This is a genomic window from Nocardioides marmoraquaticus (assembly GCF_054777915.1).
Genome location: NZ_BAAHAA010000005.1, coordinates 119,117 through 140,372, shown reverse-complemented (window position 1 = coordinate 140,372; position 21,256 = coordinate 119,117). Strand labels below are relative to the sequence as shown.

24 protein-coding genes are annotated in these 21,256 nt (G+C 71.9%); 3 read left to right on the top strand and 21 right to left on the bottom strand.

Annotation, left to right across the window (positions count from 1 at the left end; genetic code table 11):
• Window positions 1–4 precede the first annotated feature (4 nt).
• Window positions 5–946, bottom strand: coding sequence for an FAD-dependent oxidoreductase (locus ACYU8I_RS05700; protein ID WP_460838394.1), 942 nt, complete (start codon window positions 944–946; stop codon window positions 5–7).
• A gap of 46 nt (window positions 947–992) precedes the next feature.
• Between ACYU8I_RS05700 and nucS the strand changes: the two genes are divergently transcribed.
• Window positions 993–1,676: an endonuclease NucS gene (gene nucS / locus ACYU8I_RS05695; RefSeq protein WP_460838392.1), complete on the top strand. Its 684-nt coding sequence runs from the start codon at window positions 993–995 to the stop codon at window positions 1,674–1,676.
• A gap of 237 nt (window positions 1,677–1,913) precedes the next feature.
• Here nucS and ACYU8I_RS05690 read toward each other — a convergent pair whose 3' ends face one another.
• Entirely contained in the window at window positions 1,914–2,111 is a 198-nt protein-coding gene (locus tag ACYU8I_RS05690; protein WP_460838390.1) for a hypothetical protein, read from the bottom strand.
• Window positions 2,112–2,421: 310 nt separating this feature from the next.
• On the opposite strand from ACYU8I_RS05690, the gene ACYU8I_RS05685 reads away from it, so the two are divergent.
• Window positions 2,422–2,886 (top strand): hypothetical protein, encoded by a 465-nt coding sequence (locus tag ACYU8I_RS05685; protein WP_460838388.1) that lies wholly within the window; start codon window positions 2,422–2,424, stop codon window positions 2,884–2,886.
• Window positions 2,887–2,899: 13 nt separating this feature from the next.
• On the opposite strand, the gene ACYU8I_RS05680 is transcribed toward ACYU8I_RS05685, so the two are convergent.
• From ACYU8I_RS05680 to ACYU8I_RS05660, 5 genes are all read right to left on the bottom strand, one after another.
• On the bottom strand, window positions 2,900–4,360 hold the full coding sequence (locus ACYU8I_RS05680) for a PAS domain-containing sensor histidine kinase (RefSeq protein WP_460838386.1): 1,461 nt from the start codon (window positions 4,358–4,360) through the stop codon (window positions 2,900–2,902).
• Window positions 4,361–4,490: 130 nt separating this feature from the next.
• Window positions 4,491–6,506 (bottom strand): protein meaA, encoded by a 2,016-nt coding sequence (locus tag ACYU8I_RS05675; protein WP_460838384.1) that lies wholly within the window; start codon window positions 6,504–6,506, stop codon window positions 4,491–4,493.
• A 67-nt stretch (window positions 6,507–6,573) separates the two neighbouring features.
• Window positions 6,574–6,891 (bottom strand): STAS domain-containing protein, encoded by a 318-nt coding sequence (locus tag ACYU8I_RS05670; protein ID WP_460838381.1) that lies wholly within the window; start codon window positions 6,889–6,891, stop codon window positions 6,574–6,576.
• A gap of 104 nt (window positions 6,892–6,995) precedes the next feature.
• Window positions 6,996–8,306, bottom strand: a complete 1,311-nt coding sequence (murA, locus tag ACYU8I_RS05665) for a UDP-N-acetylglucosamine 1-carboxyvinyltransferase (RefSeq protein WP_460838380.1) — start codon at window positions 8,304–8,306, stop codon at window positions 6,996–6,998.
• On the bottom strand, window positions 8,303–8,848 hold the full coding sequence (locus ACYU8I_RS05660) for a P-loop NTPase family protein (protein ID WP_460838378.1): 546 nt from the start codon (window positions 8,846–8,848) through the stop codon (window positions 8,303–8,305). The genes murA and ACYU8I_RS05660 overlap by 4 nt, the downstream gene beginning before the upstream one ends.
• Before the next feature lie 38 nt (window positions 8,849–8,886).
• Between ACYU8I_RS05660 and ACYU8I_RS05655 the strand changes: the two genes are divergently transcribed.
• Window positions 8,887–9,474, top strand: a complete 588-nt coding sequence (locus ACYU8I_RS05655; RefSeq protein WP_460838377.1) for a cob(I)yrinic acid a,c-diamide adenosyltransferase — start codon at window positions 8,887–8,889, stop codon at window positions 9,472–9,474.
• Between the two features lie 120 nt (window positions 9,475–9,594).
• Here the strand turns inward: ACYU8I_RS05655 and ACYU8I_RS05650 are convergent, their stop codons facing one another.
• The 14 genes from ACYU8I_RS05650 to ACYU8I_RS05585 all read right to left on the bottom strand — a co-directional run bounded on the left by ACYU8I_RS05650 (window position 9,595) and on the right by ACYU8I_RS05585 (window position 21,256).
• Window positions 9,595–10,620: a hypothetical protein gene (locus ACYU8I_RS05650; protein WP_460838375.1), complete on the bottom strand. Its 1,026-nt coding sequence runs from the start codon at window positions 10,618–10,620 to the stop codon at window positions 9,595–9,597.
• A 172-nt stretch (window positions 10,621–10,792) separates the two neighbouring features.
• Complete coding sequence (locus ACYU8I_RS05645; protein WP_460838374.1) at window positions 10,793–11,242, bottom strand: DUF2550 domain-containing protein; 450 nt, start codon at window positions 11,240–11,242, stop codon at window positions 10,793–10,795.
• 127 nt (window positions 11,243–11,369) lie between these two features.
• The gene (locus tag ACYU8I_RS05640) at window positions 11,370–11,756 is read right to left on the bottom strand and encodes a F0F1 ATP synthase subunit epsilon (protein WP_460838371.1); all 387 of its coding nucleotides are present in this window, start codon (window positions 11,754–11,756) and stop codon (window positions 11,370–11,372) included.
• A complete protein-coding gene (gene atpD, locus ACYU8I_RS05635) occupies window positions 11,753–13,222 on the bottom strand; it encodes a F0F1 ATP synthase subunit beta (RefSeq protein WP_460838368.1) in 1,470 nt (489 codons plus the stop codon). Before atpD ends, ACYU8I_RS05640 begins: the two co-directional genes overlap by 4 nt.
• A 7-nt stretch (window positions 13,223–13,229) precedes the next feature.
• A complete protein-coding gene (locus ACYU8I_RS05630; protein WP_460838366.1) occupies window positions 13,230–14,180 on the bottom strand; it encodes a F0F1 ATP synthase subunit gamma in 951 nt (316 codons plus the stop codon).
• 52 nt (window positions 14,181–14,232) lie between these two features.
• Window positions 14,233–15,870 carry a F0F1 ATP synthase subunit alpha gene (atpA, locus tag ACYU8I_RS05625; protein WP_460838364.1) on the bottom strand — a complete coding sequence of 546 codons (1,638 nt, stop codon included), beginning with the start codon at window positions 15,868–15,870 and terminating at the stop codon, window positions 14,233–14,235.
• Between the two features lie 73 nt (window positions 15,871–15,943).
• Entirely contained in the window at window positions 15,944–16,756 is an 813-nt protein-coding gene (locus ACYU8I_RS05620) for a F0F1 ATP synthase subunit delta (RefSeq protein ID WP_460838362.1), read from the bottom strand.
• Entirely contained in the window at window positions 16,756–17,331 is a 576-nt protein-coding gene (locus tag ACYU8I_RS05615) for a F0F1 ATP synthase subunit B (protein ID WP_460838359.1), read from the bottom strand. The genes ACYU8I_RS05620 and ACYU8I_RS05615 overlap by 1 nt, the downstream gene beginning before the upstream one ends.
• A gap of 13 nt (window positions 17,332–17,344) precedes the next feature.
• Window positions 17,345–17,551 (bottom strand): ATP synthase F0 subunit C, encoded by a 207-nt coding sequence (atpE, locus tag ACYU8I_RS05610; protein WP_460838357.1) that lies wholly within the window; start codon window positions 17,549–17,551, stop codon window positions 17,345–17,347.
• Between the two features lie 68 nt (window positions 17,552–17,619).
• Window positions 17,620–18,444 carry a F0F1 ATP synthase subunit A gene (atpB, locus tag ACYU8I_RS05605; RefSeq protein ID WP_460838355.1) on the bottom strand — a complete coding sequence of 275 codons (825 nt, stop codon included), beginning with the start codon at window positions 18,442–18,444 and terminating at the stop codon, window positions 17,620–17,622.
• Between the two features lie 10 nt (window positions 18,445–18,454).
• Window positions 18,455–18,751: a hypothetical protein gene (locus ACYU8I_RS05600; protein ID WP_460838352.1), complete on the bottom strand. Its 297-nt coding sequence runs from the start codon at window positions 18,749–18,751 to the stop codon at window positions 18,455–18,457.
• Window positions 18,752–18,781: 30 nt separating this feature from the next.
• Window positions 18,782–19,297: a hypothetical protein gene (locus ACYU8I_RS05595; protein ID WP_460838350.1), complete on the bottom strand. Its 516-nt coding sequence runs from the start codon at window positions 19,295–19,297 to the stop codon at window positions 18,782–18,784.
• Window positions 19,298–19,407: 110 nt separating this feature from the next.
• Window positions 19,408–20,535: an MraY family glycosyltransferase gene (locus ACYU8I_RS05590; RefSeq protein WP_460838349.1), complete on the bottom strand. Its 1,128-nt coding sequence runs from the start codon at window positions 20,533–20,535 to the stop codon at window positions 19,408–19,410.
• Window positions 20,528–21,256: an L-threonylcarbamoyladenylate synthase gene (locus ACYU8I_RS05585; RefSeq protein WP_460838347.1), complete on the bottom strand. Its 729-nt coding sequence runs from the start codon at window positions 21,254–21,256 to the stop codon at window positions 20,528–20,530. The genes ACYU8I_RS05590 and ACYU8I_RS05585 overlap by 8 nt, the downstream gene beginning before the upstream one ends.

The window sequence follows — 21,256 nt, the reverse complement described above, 5'->3', positions numbered from 1 at the left end:
CGGGTCACCCTGTGGCACCGGTCACGTCGAGCAGCCGCACGACCTCCTCGGCGGTGCCCCAGGACAGGGTGACGCCGGCGCCCCCATGGCCGTAGCAGTGCACGACCCCGTCGACCTCGGCGTCGGCCTCGACGCGCACCGACGGGCGCACCGGTCGCAGCCCGACCTTCTGCCGCACGACCTCCCCGCGGGCGAGCCCGGGCACGAGCGCGGTCGCGCGCTCCCAGATCGCCGTCGTCGTCGCGGGGTCGACGGAGCGGCTCCACTCCCCCTCCAGCGCCGTGCCGCCGACCACGACGACGTCGGTGCGCGGGACGACGTACGTCGGAGCATCGGGCACGGAGCCGTCGAGCCACCACCGGTCGAGGGCGACGCCGGCGACGTGCAGCACCTGCCCCCGCACGGGGACGACAGCGTGGTCGCCCGCGAGCAGCCGGGCGCCCATGCCGGCGCAGTCGACCACGACCTCGCCCTTCCGCGGTCGGGGCAGGCCGCCCAGGCTCATCCGGGTCAGGGTGCCGCCGAGCGCCTCCAGCCGCTCGACCAGCCAGTCGAGGTAGAGCGGCATGTCGACCACGGGGGCGTCCAGCTCCCACGCGTCGGCGTACGTCGCCGGGGCCGGCGTACGACGCAGCGCGGGCACCGCGTCGACCCACCAGGGGTCAGGAGCGGGAGCCCGGTGCACCTCGGTGCCGGGGAGCACCCGCACCCCGGGCACGCCGGTGTCGGCCTGCTCGGCCAGGACCGCGTAGGTGCGGGCGGACCAGGCTGTGACCCGGTCCTGCGGGAGCGCGCGGTAGGGGTACCAGAGCGCGGCTGCCACGACCGACGTCGTCTCCCGCGGCAGGTCGCGCGCCAGGACGTCGACGCGGTGGCCGGCCTCGGCGAGCCGCACGGCGCAGGTCAGCCCCACCACCCCGGCTCCGACCACGACCGCACGCGTCACCGCCCCAGGATGTCAGGCCCCGGGAGGTCGGGTAGGTTCCCCGCTCGTGAGACTCGTCGTCGCCCGCTGCCAGGTCGACTACGCGGGGCGGCTGACGGCGCACCTGCCGATGGCCACCCGGGTGCTCATGCTCAAGGCCGACGGCTCGGTCCTGGTGCACTCCGACGGTGGCTCCTACAAGCCGCTGAACTGGATGAGCCCGCCGTGCACGCTGCGCGAGAGCCACGCCGAGGACGGGCGCGCCGAGTGGCTGGTCGAGGCCAAGACCGGTGACTCGCTGCGCATCCTCATCGACGAGGTCCTCTCCGACTCCAGCCACGACCTCGGCGTCGATCCCGGCCTGGTCAAGGACGGCGTCGAGAAGCACCTGCAGGAGCTGCTCGCCGAGCACCCCGCCACGCTGGCCGACGGCCTGACGCTGGTGCGACGCGAGTTCCCCACCGCGATCGGGCCGGTCGACCTGATGTGCCGCGACGCCGCCGGGATGTCGGTGGCCGTCGAGATCAAGCGCCGCGGCGAGATCGACGGCGTCGAGCAGCTGACCCGCTACCTCGACCTGCTCAACCGCGACCCCGCCCTGACCCGCAAGGGCCCCGTGCGCGGGGTCTTCGCCGCCCAGGAGATCAAGCCGCAGGCCCGGGTGCTGGCCACCGACCGCGGCATCGCCTGCGCCGTCGTCGACTACGACGCCCTGCGCGGCATGGACGACCCCAGCGAGCGACTCTTCTAGGCTTTCCCCGACGTGCGCCCCACTGCTCCTGGCGACGGGGACGCCAACGGGCTGATGATCCAGGGCACCGTCGCTGACGGTGGCCTCACCTGGTCGTCGTCGATCCGTGCATCCTTCGCCCCACTTCCGGTGCGATGACGCAGCCGCACGCCCGGAGCCGGCAACCCGTCATCGTGTGGGATCACTGCGGCATGGCGACAGTGATCCCACACGATCCGTCACGCGCGGACATGTGGTTCACCCAGGTGACCCCCCCGACTGGGCGGCCGGGCCGCGATCAGCATTGCCCACAACGTCAAGGGCGATCTCTACGTAGCGATCGGTCGAGCCCATCTCGAGCTCCTCGACGTCACGGACGATGGCGCGCTCGCCCACGTCCGGGATGTCGTGGCGTCCGTCGCCGAGGGTCGCGTCCAGGAGTCCGGCAGCGAGCACGATGCGTCCATCCGGATCCGGCTGGGCTCCGGTGAGGTCCTCCGTGCGGGGCCGGTCCGCCTCCCGTGGCCGTGGCGCTGGCGGCGCGCCCGCACCTACCCGCCGTACGGCTGACGCGAACGACACGGCATCGCCGACGCACTCGCTGTCAGGATCCGGTCCCCCGAGAACGCTGTCCGCGACCCGATCCTGACACCGAGCCGCGTGCGGAGCCGGCGCGGATACCGAGGCCGGGCGATCCGGGCCTTCCGACCTCCCTGCGGACGGCGCACACTGGACCGGGAGACCGCGTCGGGAGGAGGCGCAGGCGATGTCGTCGTTGCCGGAGCACGACTCGACCCTCGTGCCGAGCCTGCTGCCGCTCGAGCCGCTCATCGGGCGGTGGCGCACCACGGGCGCGGTGCTCGACCGCACCGGCAGGGTCGCCGCCGAGATCGTCGGCCACGACAGCTGGACGGTGCTGCCGGGTGGGCGGTGGATCGCCCACCAGAGCGCGACCCGCGTCGGCGACCAGATCTCCTACCTGCACCAGGTCATCGGGGGCGAGCACCCGGAGGGCGGCTGGCGGATGCTGGCCTTCGAGGAGGGACCGATGCCGGAGATGAACCGGCTGCGCCGCACCGGCGCCGACACCTGGGAGATCCTCGGCGAGTCGGTGCGGGCGGGCTTCCTGGTGGACCCGCCGACGGGCCGGTCGATGCACGCGCGGTGGGAGCGGCGTACGACGGCCGGGTGGTCGCCGTGGCTCGAGATCGACTACGTCGCCGAGCGCTGAGGCCGGCCAGCGGTCAGTCGACCGCCGCGGGTCGTCGCAGCGGGAAGGTCATCCGGAAGGTGCTGCCCGCCGTCCCGCTCTCGACGACCTCGATGGTGCCGGCGTGCGCCTCGACGATCGCCAGCGCGATGGTGAGCCCGAGGCCCGCCCCCGGGGTCTGCTGCGCGACCGCGGTCGGCGCGCGGAACAGCCGCTCGAACAGCTGGTCGGGGTCCTCCTCGCCGATGCCCACGCCGGTGTCCACGACGTCGATCTCGGCCGAGCCGTCACGCTGCCGCAGCGCCACGCGCACCGCGCCGCCGGCGGGGGTGAACTTGATGGCGTTGGAGAGCAGGTTGTCGAGGGCCTGCCCGAGCCGGTCGCGGTCGCCCCACATCGCCACGGCCGCGCCCGGCGTCTCGAGGGAGAGCGACAGTCGCGCCTCCTCCGCGCGTGGCCGCCCGGCCTCGACGGCGTCGCGCACGACCAGCTCGAGATCGATCTCGGCGGTACGGATGGCCAGTCCCGACTCCTCGATGGCCACGAGGGTCAGCAGGTCGTCGACCAGGCGCAGCTCGCGCTCGGCGCTGCGCATGATGACCGAGAGGAAGCGCTGGCCCTGCGGGCTCAGCTCCTCGAGGTCGGTCATCAGCTCGCCGTAGCCGATCATCGAGGTCAGCGGCGTGCGGAGCTCGTGCGAGACGGTGGCGAAGAACTCGTCCTTGACGCGGTCGTTCTCCTCCTGCATCCGCTTGCGCTCGCTGATGTCGCGCACGGCGGCCAGCACGAGCAGGCCCTCTTCGGTCTCCAGCGGCGACAGCGTCACCTCGACCGGGATCTCGCTGCCGTCCTTGCGGCGCGCCCTCAGGTCGCCGGCGAGGCCCATCGGCCGGGTGCGCGGCTCGGTGACGTAACCCTGGCGGAAGGCCATGTGCATGCCGGAGTACCGGTCGGGGACCAGGATCTCGACGGTCTGCCCGACCAGCTCGGCGCGCTCGTAGCCGAACATCTGCTCCGCCTGGACGTTGACGATGGTGATCCGCCCGTCGCGGTCGACGATGACCATGGCGTCGGGCGCCGCCTCGAGCAGGCCACGGAAGAGCTTGGTCTGCTGCTGCTTGCCGGAGGCGTCGCGCATCGCGACCGTCACGAGGTCGCCGTCGTCGGTCTGCACGGGCGACAGCGTGAGGTCGAGCTGGCGGCGCGAGCCGTCGGCGCGGAGCACCCGCGCGTCGCGCACGGTGACCTCGATGCCGTTGGCGACGACGGCCGTCATCGCCTCGCGCTGGAAGGCGTGCATGGGCTCGCGGCCGAAGTGCGACACGTCGAGCCCGACGATGCCGGGGACCGGGATGCCGAGCAGCTCCGACGCGGCCTCGTTGGCGACGAGCACCGTGCCGGCGGGCTCGCAGAGGACGAGCGCCTCCTCCGAGGCGCGCACGGAGTCCGTGAGTGCCCCGAGCTCCCACGGCCCGTCGTCGTGCACCTGCAGCATCGCGGTCGCCCGCTCCTGTTCGCCCGAAAACAGCCGCCGGCCCTCACCGGCGACGAGTGGCACAGTACGACGGATCGCGCCGGGCGTCCGCCGACACGGGGTCGGCGCGTCCGGTTTGCCCGGCGTGAGGCTAGACCAGTTGGTTCGCCTCGCGGATGGCCCGCACGATGCCGCCCATCGCCTGGGTCAGGCTGAAGTCCTTCGGCGTGAAGACCGCGGCGACGCCGAGCTCCGTGAGGGCGCGGGCGTCGCGGTCGGGGATGATCCCGCCCACGATGACGGGCACGTCCTCGAGGCCGGAGGCACGCATCGCGTCGAGCACGTCCGGCACCAGCTCCATGTGGGAGCCGGAGAGGATCGAGAGCCCGACGCAGTGCACGTCCTCGGCGACGGCCGCGGCGACGATCTGGTCGGGGGTGAGCCGAATGCCCTGGTAGACCACCTCGAAGCCCGCGTCGCGCGCCCGCACCGCCACCTGCTCGGCGCCGTTGGAGTGGCCGTCGAGGCCGGGCTTGCCGACCAGCAGCCGGAGCCGTCCGCCGAGCTGCTCGCCCGTACGGCGCACCGCCTCGCGCACCTCGGTGAGCTCGGCGCCCGCCTCGGCCACGCCGACCGCGCCCGCGACGCCCGTGGGCGCACGGAACTCACCGAAGACCTCGCGCAGCGTGCCGGCCCACTCCCCCGTCGTGGCGCCCGCCCGGGCGGCGGCGAGCGTCGCGGTCATCAGGTTGGCCTCGGACTTGGCGGCGGCGGCGAGGTCGCGCAGCGCCTGCTCGACGCCCGCCTCGTCACGCTGCGCGCGCCACTGCTCGAGGCCGGCCAGCGCCGAGCGCTCCGCCTCGGGGTCGGCGACCTGGATCGCGCTGTCGAGGTCGGAGGTCAGCGGCGACGGCTCGGTGGTCTCGAACTTGTTCACCCCGACGACCACCTCCTCGCCGTTCTCGATGCGGGCACGCCGGGCGGCGTGGCTGCTGACGAGCTCCTGCTTCATGTAGCCCGACTCGACCGCCGCGATGGCGCCGCCCATCGCCTGGACGCGGTCCATCTCGGCGCGGGCGTCCTCGACGAGCTGGGCGACCTTGGTCTCGACCACGTGGGAGCCGGCGAAGAGGTCGTCGTACTCCAGCAGGTCGGACTCGAAGGCGAGCACCTGCTGCAGCCGCAGCGACCACTGCTGGTCCCACGGCCGCGGCAGGCCGAGGGCCTCGTTCCACGCGGGGAGCTGCACGGCGCGGGCGCGCGCGTCCTTGCTCAGTGTCACGCCCAGCATCTCCAGCACGATGCGCTGCACGTTGTTCTCGGGCTGCGCCTCGGTCAGGCCGAGCGAGTTGACCTGCACGCCGTAGCGGAATCGGCGCATCTTGTCGTCGGTGACGCCGTAGCGCTCGCGGGTGATCTCCTCCCACAGCTGCACGAAGGCGCGCATCTTGCACATCTCCTCGACGAAGCGCACGCCGGCGTTGACGAAGAACGAGATGCGACCGACGACCTTGGCGAAGTCGTCCTCGCTGACCTGGCCCGCGTCCTTGACCTGGTCGAGCACGGCGATCGCGGTGCACAGCGCGTAGGCGAGCTCCTGCGTCGGCGTCGCCCCCGCCTCCTGCAGGTGGTAGCTGCAGATGTTGATGGGGTTCCACTTGGGGATCTCGTTGACCGTGTAGGCGATCACGTCGGCGATCAGCCGCAGCGAGTGCTCCGGCGGGAAGACGTAGGTGCCGCGGGAGAGGTACTCCTTGATGATGTCGTTCTGGGTCGTGCCGGCCAGCTGTCCGGCGACCTCCGAGGGCTCCAGGCCGGGGTTCTGCTCCTCGGCGACGACCTGGTAGAGCGCCAGCATCCACATGGCCGGGGCGTTGATGGTCATCGAGGTGTTCATCTCCGTCAGCGGGATGTCCTCGAAGAGCCGGCGCATCTCGCCCAGGTGCGGGATCGGCACGCCGACCTTGCCGACCTCGCCGCGCGCCAGCGGGCTGTCGGGGTCGTAGCCCGTCTGGGTCGGCAGGTCGAAGGCGACCGAGAGCCCGGTCTGCCCCTTGGCGAGGTTGGTGCGGTAGAGCTTGTTGGACTCGGCGGCCGAGCTGTGCCCGGCATACGTCCGCATCACCCAGGGACGGTCCTTGGCGGGTCGGGCGCTCGCGTCACTCATGGCCCGAGGGTAGGCCCGTCGGCTACTCGCGGGTAAGGGCTGTTGCCTGCGTCACACGGGCGGAATCTCACACGGGGGCGGTCGGCTCCAGGGTCAGCACCGAGCGGAGGTGGGTCAGGTGCAGCAGCCGGCGCACGCCCGTGCTCGCCCCGCGCAGGAGCACGCGTACGCCGCGCCGCCGCGCGACGCGGTTGGCCACCGCCAGCAGCTTCAGGGCGGTCATGTCGATCGAATCGACGTCGGTCAGGTCGACCACGGCGTCGGCACCGCCGGACGCCTCGACCCGGTCGACGAGCGCGTAGAGCAGCTCGCGCAGCTCGGCCGTGCAACGCACGTCGACCGACCCGTGCAGCACGAGGACGTCCTCGCCCACCGAGTAGTCCATGGTTCCCACCCCCTGTGCCGCTCACGACATGGTGTCACTATGCCCGCGCGCGGGCACCTGACATTTCCGACGCGCCAGGTGGGCACCTGGTTCCGCAGCAGCGCTCAGGCCTCGACCTCGACGCGGCGTACCCGGGCCCCGACCGCCGCCAGCGCCTCGGCGAAGCGGGGGTAGCCCCGGTCGACGTGGTGGCCCTCGGCGACCACGGTGCGCCCCTGGGCCGCGAGGCCGGCGAGCACGAGGGCGGCCCCGGCACGGATGTCGTGGGCGACCACAGGGGCGCCGGAGAGCAGCGGCACCCCGCGCACGACGGCGTGGTGGCCGTCGGTGCGCAGGTCGGCTCCGAGCCGGGCCAGCTCCTGGGCGAACATGAAGCGCGCCTCGAAGACGTTCTCGGTGATCATGGCGGTGCCGTCGGAGACCGCTGCGAGCGCCATCGCGAACGGCTGCAGGTCGGTCGGGAAGCCGGGGTACGGCAGCGTCGCGACGTCGAAGGAGCGCAGCCGGCGCTCGCACCGCACCCGCAGTCCGGCGTCGTCGCTGTCGACCTCGAGCCCGGCGCCCACCAGCTTGTCGACCACGATGCCCAGGTGCTCGGCGCGACCCCCCTCGAGCCGCAGCTCCCCCCCGGCCGTGGCCGCGGCGAAGACCCAGGTGCCGGTGACGATGCGGTCGGTGACCGTGCGGTGCTCGACGGGGTGCAGCCGGTCGACGCCCTCGACCTCGAGCGTCGGGCCCCCGACGCCCTCGATGTGGGCGCCCATCGCCTGCAGCATCCGGCACAGGTCGACGATCTCGGGCTCGCGCGCCACGTTGTCGACCACGGTGCGCCCGTGCGCCAGCACCGCGGCCATGAGGAGGTTCTCGGTCGCGCCGACCGAGGGGAACTCCAGGTGGAGGTCGGCACCGACCAGCCGGCCACCCGGTGCCGCGACCTCGGTGACGACCTGGCCGTGCTCGATGCGGGTGCTCGCGCCGAGCTCCTCCAGGCCGCGGATGTGCATGTCCAGGCCGCGCGAGCCGATCGCGTCGCCCCCCGGCAGCGCGACGCTGGCCCGGCCGCAGCGGGCGGTCAGCGGACCCAGCACCGCGATGGAGGCCCGCAGCCGGCGCACCAGGTGGTACGGCGCCTCGTGGCCGAGGTCCTCGGGCACGTCGATGACCGCGCGTCCCGACACCTCGTCGTCGGGGAAGTCGAGCTGCACCGTGCACCCGAGCTGCACCAGCAGGTCGCCCATCACGGCGACGTCGAGGATCTGCGGCACGTTGGTGACGGTGCTGCGGCCCGGAGCGAGCAGGGCCGCGGCCATCAGCTTCAGCGCGGAGTTCTTGGCACCGCCGAGCTGCACCGTGCCTGACAACGGGCTGGTCAGGGGACCCTCGGAGACGACCTCGAACCCCAGGGCGCCGCTCATGGCGCGAGACTAGCGAGCAGCCGCTCCGCCTCGCGCGGGTGGCGCAGCACGAGCACCGGGGGGCCGTCGGCGGCGGCCACCATCCGTCGCAGCGCCTCGCGCTTGCGTGGGTAGGCCTGCTGCTGCCACCGCAGGATCGAGTCGCGCCCGAGGGCCCGCCGGAGGGTCTCGACGTTGCTGTGGCAGACCCGCTCGCGCAGCAGCACCCGGCGCGCCGTACGACGCAGCAGCCGCAGGCGCACCACGTGGCGGGGGTAGTCGAGGGCGACGACGACCTGCGCCCGGTCGAGCACCATCGGACGCACGCGGCTGTAGGCGGTGTCGAGGATCCACTCGTCGGTCGTGACCACCGTGGCGACGTCGGCGGCGAACCGCTCGGGATCGACCTCGGTCCAGCCGGGTCGCCAGTTGAGGTGGTCGACGTCGGTCCACGCGATCCCGAGCGTGTCACCCAGGCGGGCGGCCAGGGTCGACTTGCCCGCACCCGTCACCCCGTGCAGCAGGATGCGGCGGGCACCGTCGAGCGAGGTGGTCTCGGGCACCCCGGGAGGGTAGTCGTGGTCCCCCTAGGCTGGCAGCCATGGTGAACCTGACGCGGATCTACACCCGCACCGGCGACGACGGTCAGACCCGCCTCGGCGACATGAGCGAGACCTCCAAGACCGACCCTCGGCTGTGCGCGTACGCCGACGTCGACGAGACCAACGCCCACCTCGGTGTCGCCCTGGCAGCGGGCGACCTCGACGACGACGTCGTCGACCTCCTCACCCACGTGCAGAACGACCTCTTCGACGTCGGCGCCGACCTCTGCACCCCGGTCGTGCCCGACCCGGAGTACCCCCCGCTGCGCATCGAGCAGGACTACGTCGACCGGCTCGAGGCGTGGTGCGACACCTACAACGAGGACCTGCCCAAGCTGCGCTCGTTCATCCTCAACGGCGGCACCCCCGGCGCCGCCCACCTGCACGTCGCCCGCACCGTCTGCCGCCGCGCGGAGCGCTCGGCCTGGGCCGCCTGGGAGGTGCACGGCGAGTCGATGAACAAGCTGTCGATCACCTACCTCAACCGCCTCTCCGACCTGCTCTTCATCCTCGCCCGCCACGCCAACCGCTCCCGCGGCGACGTGCTGTGGGTCCCCGGCGGCGAGCGCGGCCCGGCGGCCGAGTAGGGCCGGTCCCGGGGGCGGGGTGCTTTTCGAACGAAAAGCCCCTCCGTGCTGCACGTTCCGACCGAACCGCTCCTCGACACGCCGGCAGGAGGGTGCGGATCAGTCGAAAACACGCGCCCGTCACGCCCCGGGGGCGAGACCGAGGCGCCGCTGCATGACCAGGTCGTGCAGGTCGTCATCGCGAGGTACGGCCACCCACCGCCGCTCGCTCGCCGGGATGGCGGCAGCACGGGCCTGCGTCTGGCGGATCCGAGCCCCGACCATCCTCGGGTGTGACGTCTCGTGGCCGACCACCCGGCACACCTCGAGACCCACCTCGTGGAACCGGCCGGCCCGTCGGTGGTCGGCCGCGCGTTGGACACCTCCGTCGTGATCGGCGCCCTCGAGCTCAAGAGCCACCCCCGCGGCCACGTCGAGGAGGTCGGGGATGCCGAGCAAGGTCCCGTGCAGGTCGTACAACCACGGATTGACCAGCAGACCCGACATCCCAGCCTCCGTCTCCGCGACCACGCGGAGCTCGGTCTCACGCGGCGACCGGGAATGCTCGGACGCGGCCGCCAGCACTGCCAGCACCAGCCGCCGGTGCTGCGGCTGCCGCTCGGCGTACTCCGTGAGGAGCGGGATCGACGTGATCTGCCCGGCGAGTGCCATGTCGGCTGCCACGATCCGGGCCGTGCAATCGGGCGCGAGCCGGATGGCGTCGTACGCCGCTCGCTCGGGCACGACGGTCGGGATGCCGAAGCGGGTCGTCCGGTCACCTGGCAGCAGCACGTGGTGCAGCGGGAAGGAGTGCCGGCTCGACGCGAGGTGACCCTGGGGGCCGACGTTGAGCGGCACCCGGAGCCAGGTGGCGCCGTCGCGGGCCAGCCCGTCGAAGAAGCTCGCTCCCCACAGCCGGCAGGCGGCCCACGCCGTGACACCGCCGTGGCTGCCGAGCCGGACCGACTGCTCCAGGATCCGCTGCTCGGGCAGGTGTCGCGGCGCGGTGACCGGCACGTGCCAGCCGTGGCTCGTGCGCACCCAGAAGCGACCCTCGCTCTGCTTCTTGGTCGGACCGTCGAGGCCCTGCGGGTCGACGCGTGACGGCCTGACGAGCCCCTGCGGAGGCAGGGCGACGGGATGCCATCGGTGACGTGGTCGTGCCATCCCGTGAGGGTGCCGCCTGATCACCCCTGCGCCCGAGTTCTCCACAGACGAGAAGGGCCGGGCCACTTCTCTACCGATACGCTCCCGGCCGCCGGCGTGTCACGGGGCTTTTCGAACGAAAAGCCCGCCCCGCGGTCGGGCGAGCCGCACGCCGCCACGGTCAGGGCAACGGTCAGCCGCCCGCGCCGGCGCCGCGGGCGCCGGGGGGGCCGGCCTCGAGCCAGGAGGAGAGGCCGGTCAGGGAGCTGGGGTCGAGGGCCATCTCGACCACGCCCTCGGCGGTGCGACACGTGACCACCACGTGGTCGGCGTAGAGGGCGTGGCGCTCGAGACCCTGCGGCTCGCGCTGGCCGACGAGGTCGAGGTCGTCGCGACGCCAGACCTGCCGCGGGCGCGGCAGGGGCGAGAAGATCCGGAACCACTCCAGCGAGTCGTCGCGGTAGCGCCCGACACCGAGCGCCCAGCCGCGCCCCTCGGGCTGGCGGCCGTCACGGACGCTGAGCTCGAAGGTGCCGCCGCGCCGCTCCAGCAGCCGACGGCGCAGCACCAGCCCCAGGCCGGCGAGCACGACCAGCAGCAGGACAGCACCGACCCCGTCGAGCAGCCACAGCCACCAGGCCATCCATGTCGTCCGTCCGCCGTCGGTCCCCCCGGTTGTGCGCGACCAGACTAGGAGATGCGCGTACGACGACGAGGGCCGCCCCGGTCAGCACCGGGACGGCCCTCGTCGATCAGTCGTGCGCGGGGGGTCAGCCCGCCCGCTCGGCGGCGCGCACGCGCGCCTCGAGGCGGCGTACCTCGGCCTGGGCGCCGTCCTCGTCCTCGCCGGCCTCGTGGGCCCGCTCGAGGTCCTGGCGGGCCTTCGACAGGTCGATGTCGTGGGCCATCTCGGCGCGCTCGGACAGGATCGAGACCCGGTCGTTGGCCACCGAGAGGAAGCCCGCGTCGACCGCCGCGATCCACGTCTCGCCGTCGGTGGTGTGCACGTCGACGACGCCCTCGACCAGCAGGCCGAGCAGCGGGGCGTGCCCGCTCAGCACACCGATGTCACCCTCCGCGGTGCGGGCGATGACCCGGTCCGCCTCCCCCGACCACACCAGGCGGTCGGCGGCGACGAGCTCGACGTGCAGGCTCACGAGGACTCACCCGTGGACTTCTGGATCTCGGCCCACTTCTTCTCGACGTCGTCGAGGCCACCGCACATGAAGAAGGCCTGCTCGGCCACGTGGTCGTACTCGCCGTCGGCGATCTTGTTGAAGGCCTCGATCGTGTCGGCGATCGGCACGGTCGAGCCCTCGATGCCGGTGAACTGCTTGGCGACGTAGGTGTTCTGCGACAGGAACCGCTGGATGCGACGGGCCCGGCTGACGATGATCTTGTCCTCCTCGGACAGCTCGTCGACGCCGAGGATCGCGATGATGTCCTGCAGCTCCTTGTTGCGCTGCAGGATCTGCTTGATGCGGATCGCGCAGTCGTAGTGGTCCTTGCCGATGTACTGCGGGTCGAGGATCCGCGAGGTCGACGTCAGCGGGTCCACCGCGGGGTAGATGCCGAGCGAGGCGATCTCGCGCGACAGCTCGGTGGTCGCGTCGAGGTGCGCGAAGGTCGTGGCGGGCGCCGGGTCGGTGTAGTCGTCGGCCGGCACGTAGATCGCCTGCATCGAGGTGATCGAGTGACCGCGCGTCGAGGTGATCCGCTCCTGGAGCACGCCCATCTCGTCGGCGAGGTTGGGCTGGTAGCCCACCGCGGAGGGCATCCGGCCCAGCAGGGTCGACACCTCCGAGCCCGCCTGGGTGAACCGGAAGATGTTGTCGATGAAGAGCAGCACGTCCTGGTTCTGGACGTCGCGGAAGTACTCCGCCATCGTCAGCGCGGACAGCGCGACCCGCAGCCGGGTGCCCGGCGGCTCGTCCATCTGGCCGAAGACGAGGGCGGTCTGGCCGATGACGCCGGCCTCCTCCATCTCGGCGATGAGGTCGTTGCCCTCACGGGTGCGCTCGCCGACCCCGGCGAACACCGACACACCGCCGTGGTTCTTGGCGACGCGGGCGATCATCTCCTGGATCAGCACGGTCTTGCCGACGCCGGCGCCACCGAACAGACCGATCTTGCCGCCGGTCACGTAGGGGGTCAGCAGGTCGATGACCTTGATGCCGGTCTCGAACATCTCGGTCTTGGCCTCGAGCTGGTCGAAGGCCGGCGCCTTGCGGTGGATGCCCCAGCGCTCGTTGACCTCGTACTGCTCGCCCTCCTCGAGGTTCAGCACCTCGCCGAGGGCGTCGAAGACGTGGCCCTTGGTGACGTCGCCGACGGGCACGGTGATCGGGCTGCCGGTGTCCTGCACGGTGGCACCGCGCACCAGGCCGTCGGTGGGCTTCAGCGAGATGGCGCGGACCATGCCGTCGCCGATGTGCTGGGCCACCTCGAGCGGCAGGCTGGTCTCTTCGCCGCCGAGGGTCACCGTGACGGTGAGCTTGTTGTAGATGTCGGGCATCTCGTCGCTGGCGAACTCGACGTCGACGACGGGCCCGATGACGCGGGCGATGCGGCCGGTGCCGCCCTGGCCCTCGGTGGTCTGGGTCTCTTCTGCGGTGGCAGTCACGTGTCTCTCACTCACTTCCGGCCGTGGCGTCGGCCAGCGCGTTGACGCCACCGACGATCTCGCTGATTTCCTGGGTGATGCCGGCCTGGCGGGCCTGGTTGGCGATGCGGGTGTACTTCTTGATCAGCTCGTCGGCGTTGTCCGTCGCGGACTTCATCGCCTTCTGACGAGCGGCCAGCTCGGAGGCGGCCGCCTGCAGCAGGGCGAAGAAGATCCGGCTCTGGACGTAGCGCGGGAGCAGCCCGTCGAGCACCTCCGAGGGGGACGGCTCGAACTCGTAGAGCGGCAGCAGCTCCTCCTTCGAGGGCTTCTCCTCGCCCTCGACGACCTCGAGCGGCAGCAGCCGGACCGTGGTCGGCTCCTGGGTCAGCATCGAGCGGAACCGCGTGTAGACCACGTGGACCTCGTCGACGCCGGAGAACGCGAAGCCCTCCTCGCCCTCGGGCTCGGCCGGACCCTCGTCGCTGTCGCGCAGGAACGCCTCGATGAGCGCCCCGCCGATCTCGCGGGCCACCTCGTAGTGCGGCTGGTCGGAGTGGCCGGTCCAGCTCTTGACCACCGAGCGGTTGCGGAACCGGAGGTAGGCCTCGGCCTTGCGACCGGAGACGTAGGTCTCGATCTCCTTGCCGTCCTCGCGCAGCTTGCTGGCGAGGCGCTCGTACTCCTTGAGCACGCTGGAGGAGTAGGCCCCCGCGAGACCGCGGTCGCTGGTCACGACCAGCACCGCGGCGCGCTTGGGGTCCTCGCTCTCGGTGGTCAGCGGGTGGTCGACGTTGGAGAACGTCGCCACCGCGGAGACCGCCCGCGTCAGCTCACGGGCGTACGGCGCTGCCGCCTGCGCCCGCTGCTGCGCCTTGATGATCCGGGACGCGGCGATGAGCTCCATGGCGCGCGTGATCTTCTTCATCGACTCGGTCGACCTGATCCGCGCGCGGTACTCGCGCAACGACACGGCCATCAGCACTCACCTCCCGGGTGACGCATCGACTGGGACTTCGACATCGGTGGGGTCAGCCCCGCTTCTGCTTGACGATCTGCTCCTGCTCGACGTCTTCGTCGTCCAGCGCCTCGGCGTCGGCCTCGTGGCCGGGCTTGATCGAGCCGCCGTCGGAGGTCTCGAACTGGTCGAGGAACGAGTCGTAGGCGCTGGCGAACGAGTCCTCGTCCTCCCACTTCAGCGACTCGCGGATGCCGGACATCAGGCCGTCGTGCGAGCGGTGGAGGTACTCGAGGAACTCCTGCTCGAAGCGCAGCACGTCGTCGGTCGGCACGTCGTCGAGCCGGCCGGAGGTGCCCAGCCACAGCGAGACGGTCATGTCGTCGATCGAGTACGGCGAGTACTGCGGCTGGCGCAGCAGCGCCATCAGGCGCTGACCACGGGCCAGCTGCTGGCGCGACGCCGCGTCGAGGTCGGAGGCGAACATCGCGAACGCCTCCATCGCGCGGAACTGCGCGAGGTCGACCTTGAGCGAGCCGGTGACGCCCTTGAGCGCCTTGGTCATCGCCGCACCACCCACGCGCGACACCGAGACGCCGACGTCGATGGCCGGACGCTGGTTGGACGCGAACAGGTCGGACTGCAGGAAGATCTGGCCGTCGGTGATCGAGATGACGTTGGTCGGGATGTAGGCCGACACGTCGTTGGCCTTGGTCTCGATGATCGGCAGGCCGGTCATGGAGCCCGCGCCCAGGTCGTCGGACAGCTTCGCGCAGCGCTCGAGCAGGCGGGAGTGCAGGTAGAAGACGTCACCCGGGTAGGCCTCGCGACCCGGCGGGCGGCGCAGCAGCAGCGACACCGCGCGGTAGGCCTCGGCCTGCTTGGTGAGGTCGTCGAAGATGATCAGGACGTGCTTGCCGTCGTACATCCACTGCTGGCCGATGGCCGAGCCGGTGTAGGGCGCGAGGTACTTGAAGCCCGCGCTGTCGGAGGCCGGAGCCGCGACGATGGTGGTGTACTCGAGCGCACCGGCCTCCTCGAGGGCGCCGCGCACCGAGGCGATGGTCGAGCCCTTCTGGCCGATCGCGACGTAGATGCAGCGGACCTGCTTGCTCGGGTCGCCCGAGGCCCAGTTGTCCTTCTGGTTGATGATCGTGTCGATCGCGATCGTGGTCTTGCCGGTCGCCCGGTCACCGATGATCAGCTGGCGCTGGCCGCGGCCGATCGGGGTCATCGCGTCGATGGCCTTGATGCCGGTGGCCAGCGGCTCGTGCACCGACTTGCGCTGCACCACCGTGGGCGCCTGCAGCTCGAGGGCACGACGCGTGTCGCTCTCGATCTCGCCCAGGCCGTCGATCGGGCTGCCGAGCGGGTCGACGACGCGGCCGAGGAACTTGTCGCCCACGGGGACCGAGAGGATCTCGCCGGTGCGGCGGACCTTCTGGCCCTCCTCGATGCCCTCGAAGTCACCGAGGATGACGACGCCGATCTCGCGGGTGTCGAGGTTCAGCGCGAGGCCGAGCGTGCCGTCCTCGAACTCGAGGAGCTCGTTGGCCATCGCCGAGGGCAGGCCGGAGACACGCGCGATGCCGTCGCCGGCCTCGGCGACGGTGCCGACCTCTTCCTTGCTGGCGGCGTCGGGGGTGTAGTCCGACACGAAACGCTGCAGCGCGTCGCGGATCTCCTCCGGACGGATGGAAAGCTCCGTCATGTCTTCATCCCTACTCTCTGGTGCGAAATGTCAAGCGAAGTGGTGGGGGCCGGCGGGGTGCGCCGGGTGGTGCTCAGCCGGCGAGCTTGCGGCGCGCCTCGTCGAGGCGGCTGGAGACGGTGCCGTCGATGACGTCGTCGCCGATCTCGACACGGACGCCTCCGAGCACCGACGGGTCGACGACCACGTCGAGGTGGACCTCGCGTCCGTAGCTGCGCGAGAGTGCGGCGCGGAGCCGCTCGCGCTCCTCGTCGCCCAGGGACTGGGCGACGCGGACGGTGGCCACCCGCTGGCCGTGCACCTCGGCGGCGACGTCCTCGAACGCCTCCAGCGCGAGCGACACGGTGCGGTAGCTCCCGGAGAGCGCCTGGCGGGCCAGGAGCCGGGTCGCGTCGAGGGTCTTGCCCGAGAGCAGCTGCTCGAGCAGCCCGGCGCGGTCGGAGGCCGAGCGGGCCGGGTCGCCGAGCGCCGTGCGAAGCTCGGGAGCCCCGTCGACGAGACGACGCACCGCGAAGAGCTCGTCGGCGAGGCGACCGGCCTGGTCACCCGCCGACCGGACCACGGCGACGACCCCGAGCTGCTCGAGAGCGTCGGCGAGGTCGCGCGAGCGGGTCCAGCGCTTCTCGGCGGCGTCGGCCACCACGTCGAGCGCGGGACCCGAGACCTTGCCGTCGAGCACCGAGCGCAGCAGGCCGGACTTGGCCGAGGCGTCGGTCGAGACGTCGGTGGCCACCCGGCGCAGCGCCGGCTCCGTGCGAAGCAGCGAGGCCACCGCGAAGAGGTCCTCACCGACGCGCGCGGACTCCTCGGCCGGCAGGTCGGTGACCCGGCCGGAGAGGGAGTCGAGCGCGTCGAGGGAGGCGCCTCGCAGGTCGGCGGAGGGCATCAGACGGCGCTCCCGCCGGTCTGGTCGGCCGGGCGCGACTGCTCGACGAGCTCGAGGTCGGCGAGGAAGCGGTCGACCACGCGGGTCGAGCGCTCGTCGTCGTCAAGCGCCTCGCCGACGATGCGGCCGGCGAGGGACGTGGCGAGCGTGCCGACCTCGGCCCGCAGCGAGGTGAGCGCCTGCTGGCGCTCGGCCTCGATCTGGGCCTTGCCGTGCTCGACGATGCGGGTCGACTCCGACTGCGCCTGCGAGCGCATCTCGGAGACGATCTGCGCCCCCTGCTCACGCGCCTCCTCGCGGATGCGCGCGGCCTCCTGCCGCGCCTCGGCGAGGCGTTGCTCGAGCTCGGCGAGCTTGGCGTCGGCCTCGGCCTGCTTGGTCTCGGCCGCCGACAGGCCGCCCTCGATGGCGGCAGTGCGCTCGGCGTAGGCCTTCTCGAAGGCCGGCACGACGAACTTGCGAATGCCGACGAAGATCAGCGCGAACACGATCAGGCCGAGGATGATCTCGGGCAGGATCGGGACGAGCGGGTTCTCGATCTCCGCCGCGAGTACGACGGGTCCAGTGACGGTCATGTCGGTCGCCTGATCAGGTGATGACGAACGCGAGCGCCACGGTGATGATGAACAGCGCCTCGGCGAGGACGAAGCCCAGGATGGCGATCGACTGCAGGCGGCTCTGCGCCTCGGGCTGGCGCGCGACGCCGGAGATGAACGCGGCGAAGATCAGGCCGATGCCCACGCCGGGGCCGATGGCCGAGAGGCCGAGACCGATCAGGTTGAGAGAGCCATTCACGGCTTTTCCTTTCGTCTGCGACGCCGTCGGTGGCGCCGGCTTGCTGGCGAAACTTGGGGTGGTGGGGCTCAGTGCTCGTCGGCGAGGGCTTCGCCGACGTACATCGCGCTGAGCAGGGTGAAGACGTAGGCCTGCAGGAACAGCACCAGCAGCTCGAGGAAGCTGACGGCGATGCCCATGCCGAACGACAGCACACCGACCACGCCGTAGAGGACGTTGCCGCTGGTGAGGAGGTAGGCACCACCGGTGGCGAACAGCACGAGGAGCAGGTGGCCGGCAAACATGTTGCCGAACAGTCGCAGCGTCAGCGTGAACGGACGCACGACGAGGTTGGAGATGAACTCCAGCGGGATCAGCAGCGCCAGGATCGGGCCCTTGACGCCGCCGGGCACCGTGGCGTGCTTGAGGTAGCCGAACGGGCCGTGCTTCCAGATGCCGACGCCGATGTAGAGCAGCCAGGACATCAGGGCGAGCGGCACGATGAAGCCGATGCGCGAGAAGCTGGGGAACTGCAGGAACGGGATCAGCGCGTAGTAGTTGTTGACCACGATGAAGAGGAACAGCGAGAACAGGTAGGGCACGAACTTCATGAAGTGCTCGGTGCCGATGTTGTCGCGCGCGATGGAGTTGCGGACGAAGTTGTAGACCGTCTCGCCGGCGAACTGCAGCCGGCCGGGCACGACCGCGGCCTTGCGCGAGGCCAGGATCGTGAAGCCCAGGACGATGACGGCCGAGAGCACGATCAGGCCCATCGCCTTGGTGAAGCCGAGGCCGCCCGCCTCGAAGATGGGCGGGAAGAGGAAGCTGCCGGGGCCGGGGGGCGTGTAGCCCTCGCCCTCCGCCGACGAGGCAGGGACGAGGACGGCCGCCTCGAAGATGCCGGTCAAGCTCACGTGTGACTCCTCAGTCCTGCTCGCGTGGTGCTGTCTCGTCGTGCTGCGTCGGGGTGTGTCGGTCCGGGGTCTGCCGCGCCCCCGTGTGGGCGAGGTACGTCACCGTCAGGTAGGTGCCGAGCACCGCGCCGACGAGGATCCCGACGACCACCATGAAGGAGGTCCCCCACCAGTGGTCGAGCCCGTACCCGACGACGCCGTAGAAACCCACCCCGCCGACGATGTAGCCGAACGCCTGCCAGGGGTCCCCCTGGGCTCGCAGCGTGGTCGGCGTCTCGCGCGCAGCATGAGGCTTCTGCTGTGACATCGCGCTCCGGACTGTAGCAGCGGGCAGGGCTCACGTCGTCCCCGCCTCCGGGTCACCGGGACGGCTCGTGCCGACCCGGTCGTGACCCTCCTGGGGGGCGTCGTCGGACGGCAGGTCGAAGTAGGGCTGGCGCGCGGTGAACAGGCCCCTGACCTGCAGCGCCAGCCAGACGACGGTGCTCGCGATGACCGTTGCGCCGAGCCACGGGCCGGACACCGCCGCGCGGGCGGACGCGTCGCCCTGGAGCACGACGTAGGCCGCCAGCAGCAGCACCACCTGCAGCGTGTAGGTCATCAGCGCGACCACCAGCGACATCGCCGGGGTGATGTCGGCGACCCATGCGAGCACCAGGCTGCCGAGCCCCAGCGAGGCGAAGGTGAGCACCACGCCCACGACCACGCCCCACACGCCGGCCGAGCCGGTCGTCAGCGCGGCGCACGTGCCGAGCGCAGCACCGACGACGACCGTGGCCACCAGCGGCCGGACGGCACCCTGCGGCCGGCCCTGGGGGGCGGGTCCGCTGCGGGGGCGGTCGGTCGTCGTCATCGGCGGCCTCGAAGGTCGTCGACGGGGTCCGGTGGAGCACCCCGCCAGGCGGTCTGTCGTGCTTGTGAAAAGTAGCACAAGCGCTCGGGCAGCACCCAATCGGGCGGGGCTCAGCCCGGCAGCACGTGGTGCCGCTGGATGCGCGGCAGCAGGAAGGTCAGCACCACCGTCACGACCGCGACGACCACGAGGGCGGCGTACGTCAGCGGGCCGCGGTAGAGCCCGAGGCTCACGCCGCCGAAGGCCACCAGGCCCGCCCAGAGCCACATCAGGAGCACGGCGCGCCGCTGGGTGTGGCCGATCTCGAGCAGCCGGTGGTGCAGGTGCTCCTTGTCGGGCTGGTAGAACGCCTGCCCGCGCCGGGTGCGGCGGACCACGGCCAGCACGAGGTCGGCCAGCGGCACGAGCAGGATCGTGACCGGCAGCAGGATCGGCAGCAGCAGCACGATGGTCGAGTCGCCGGTGCCGCCGTCGCGCTCGACGGTCACGGTCGCGAACTGGCCGGTCAGGCTCAGCACGGAGCCGGCCATGACCAGCCCCAGCAGCATCGACCCGGAGTCGCCCATGAAGATGCGCGCGGGGAAGAAGTTGTGCGGCAGGAACCCCGCGCAGGCCCCGCCCATGGCGGCGCACAGCGCTGCCGCGGTGATGGCCAGGGTCTCGCCGTTGACCGCAGCCAGCGAGTAGGAGAAGACGAAGAACGCACCGGCGCCGATGAGGACGACGCCCCCCGCCAGGCCGTCGAGGCCGTCGACGAAGTTGACCGCGTTCATGGTGCCGACGACGAGCAGGATCGACAGCAGGCTCGCCTGGGTCGGCTCCAGCCCGAGCTGGCCCAGCGAGGGCAGGTTGATGCTGAACAGCCGCACGTCGTTGAGCACCAGGACACCGGCCGCCAGCACCTGCCCGCCCAGCTTCGTCAGCGCGTCGAGCTCGATGAGGTCGTCGACGACGCCGATCGCGCAGATCAGCGCGCCGGAGACGAGCACCCAGACGGCGTCGTGCACCACCAGCGGCGGGGCGGTGGACAGGAACGGCAGCCGGAAGGCGAGCAGCAGGCCCGCGGCCAGGCCGAGCAGCATCGCGACGCCGCCGAAGTACGGGATCGGGGTGGCGTGGACGTCGCGGTCGCGCACGCGCGCGACCGCTCCTGCACGGATCGCCGCCTCCCGGGCGAACACGCACGTCAGGTAGCTGACCGTGCCCGCGACCAGGAAGACGACGAGGTACTCACGCACCCGGCGGGTCCTCCCCCGGCTCGGGCTCGGGCGCGGCGCCCGTCTCGGGGGCCGGGCCCAGCTCGTCGGTCGAGGCGCCCAGCTCCTCGAGCACCGCGCGCAGCTCGTCGAGCGCCAGCCCGCCCTCGCGCAGCACCTTCGGCACCTCGGTGGTCGCGTCGACGATGGTGGAGGCGACCTGGCCGCGGCTCGGGCCACCGTCGAGCACGACGGCGACCGACTCCCCCAGCATGTCGAGCGCCTGCTGCGCGGTCTGGGCGGCGGGGCTCCCGGTCAGGTTGGCCGAGGAGACCGCGAGCGGCCCGGTGCGGCCCAGCAGGTCGAGCGCGCCGTCGTCGTCGGGCATGCGCACGGCGACCGTGCCGCGGGTCTCGCCGAGGTCCCAGCGCAGCGACGGCTGCTGGCGGCACACGACGGTCAGCGGGCCGGGCCACGCGCGGGCCACCAGCCCCGAGACCCACGACGGCACGTCGGTGGTGAGGGCGTCGAGCGTGGTCGGCGTCGAGACCAGCACCGGCGGCGGCATCTCCCGGCCGCGACCCTTGGCGTCGAGCAGTCGCTGCACGGCCTCGGGGTCGAAGGCGTCGGCACCGAGGCCGTAGACGGTGTCGGTCGGGAGCACGACCAGCCGCCCGCGTCGGCAGGCGTTGACCGCGGCGGACAGGCCCGCCTCGCGGGACTCGGGGTCGGAGAGGTCGAAGAGCTCGGGCGCGCCACTCAT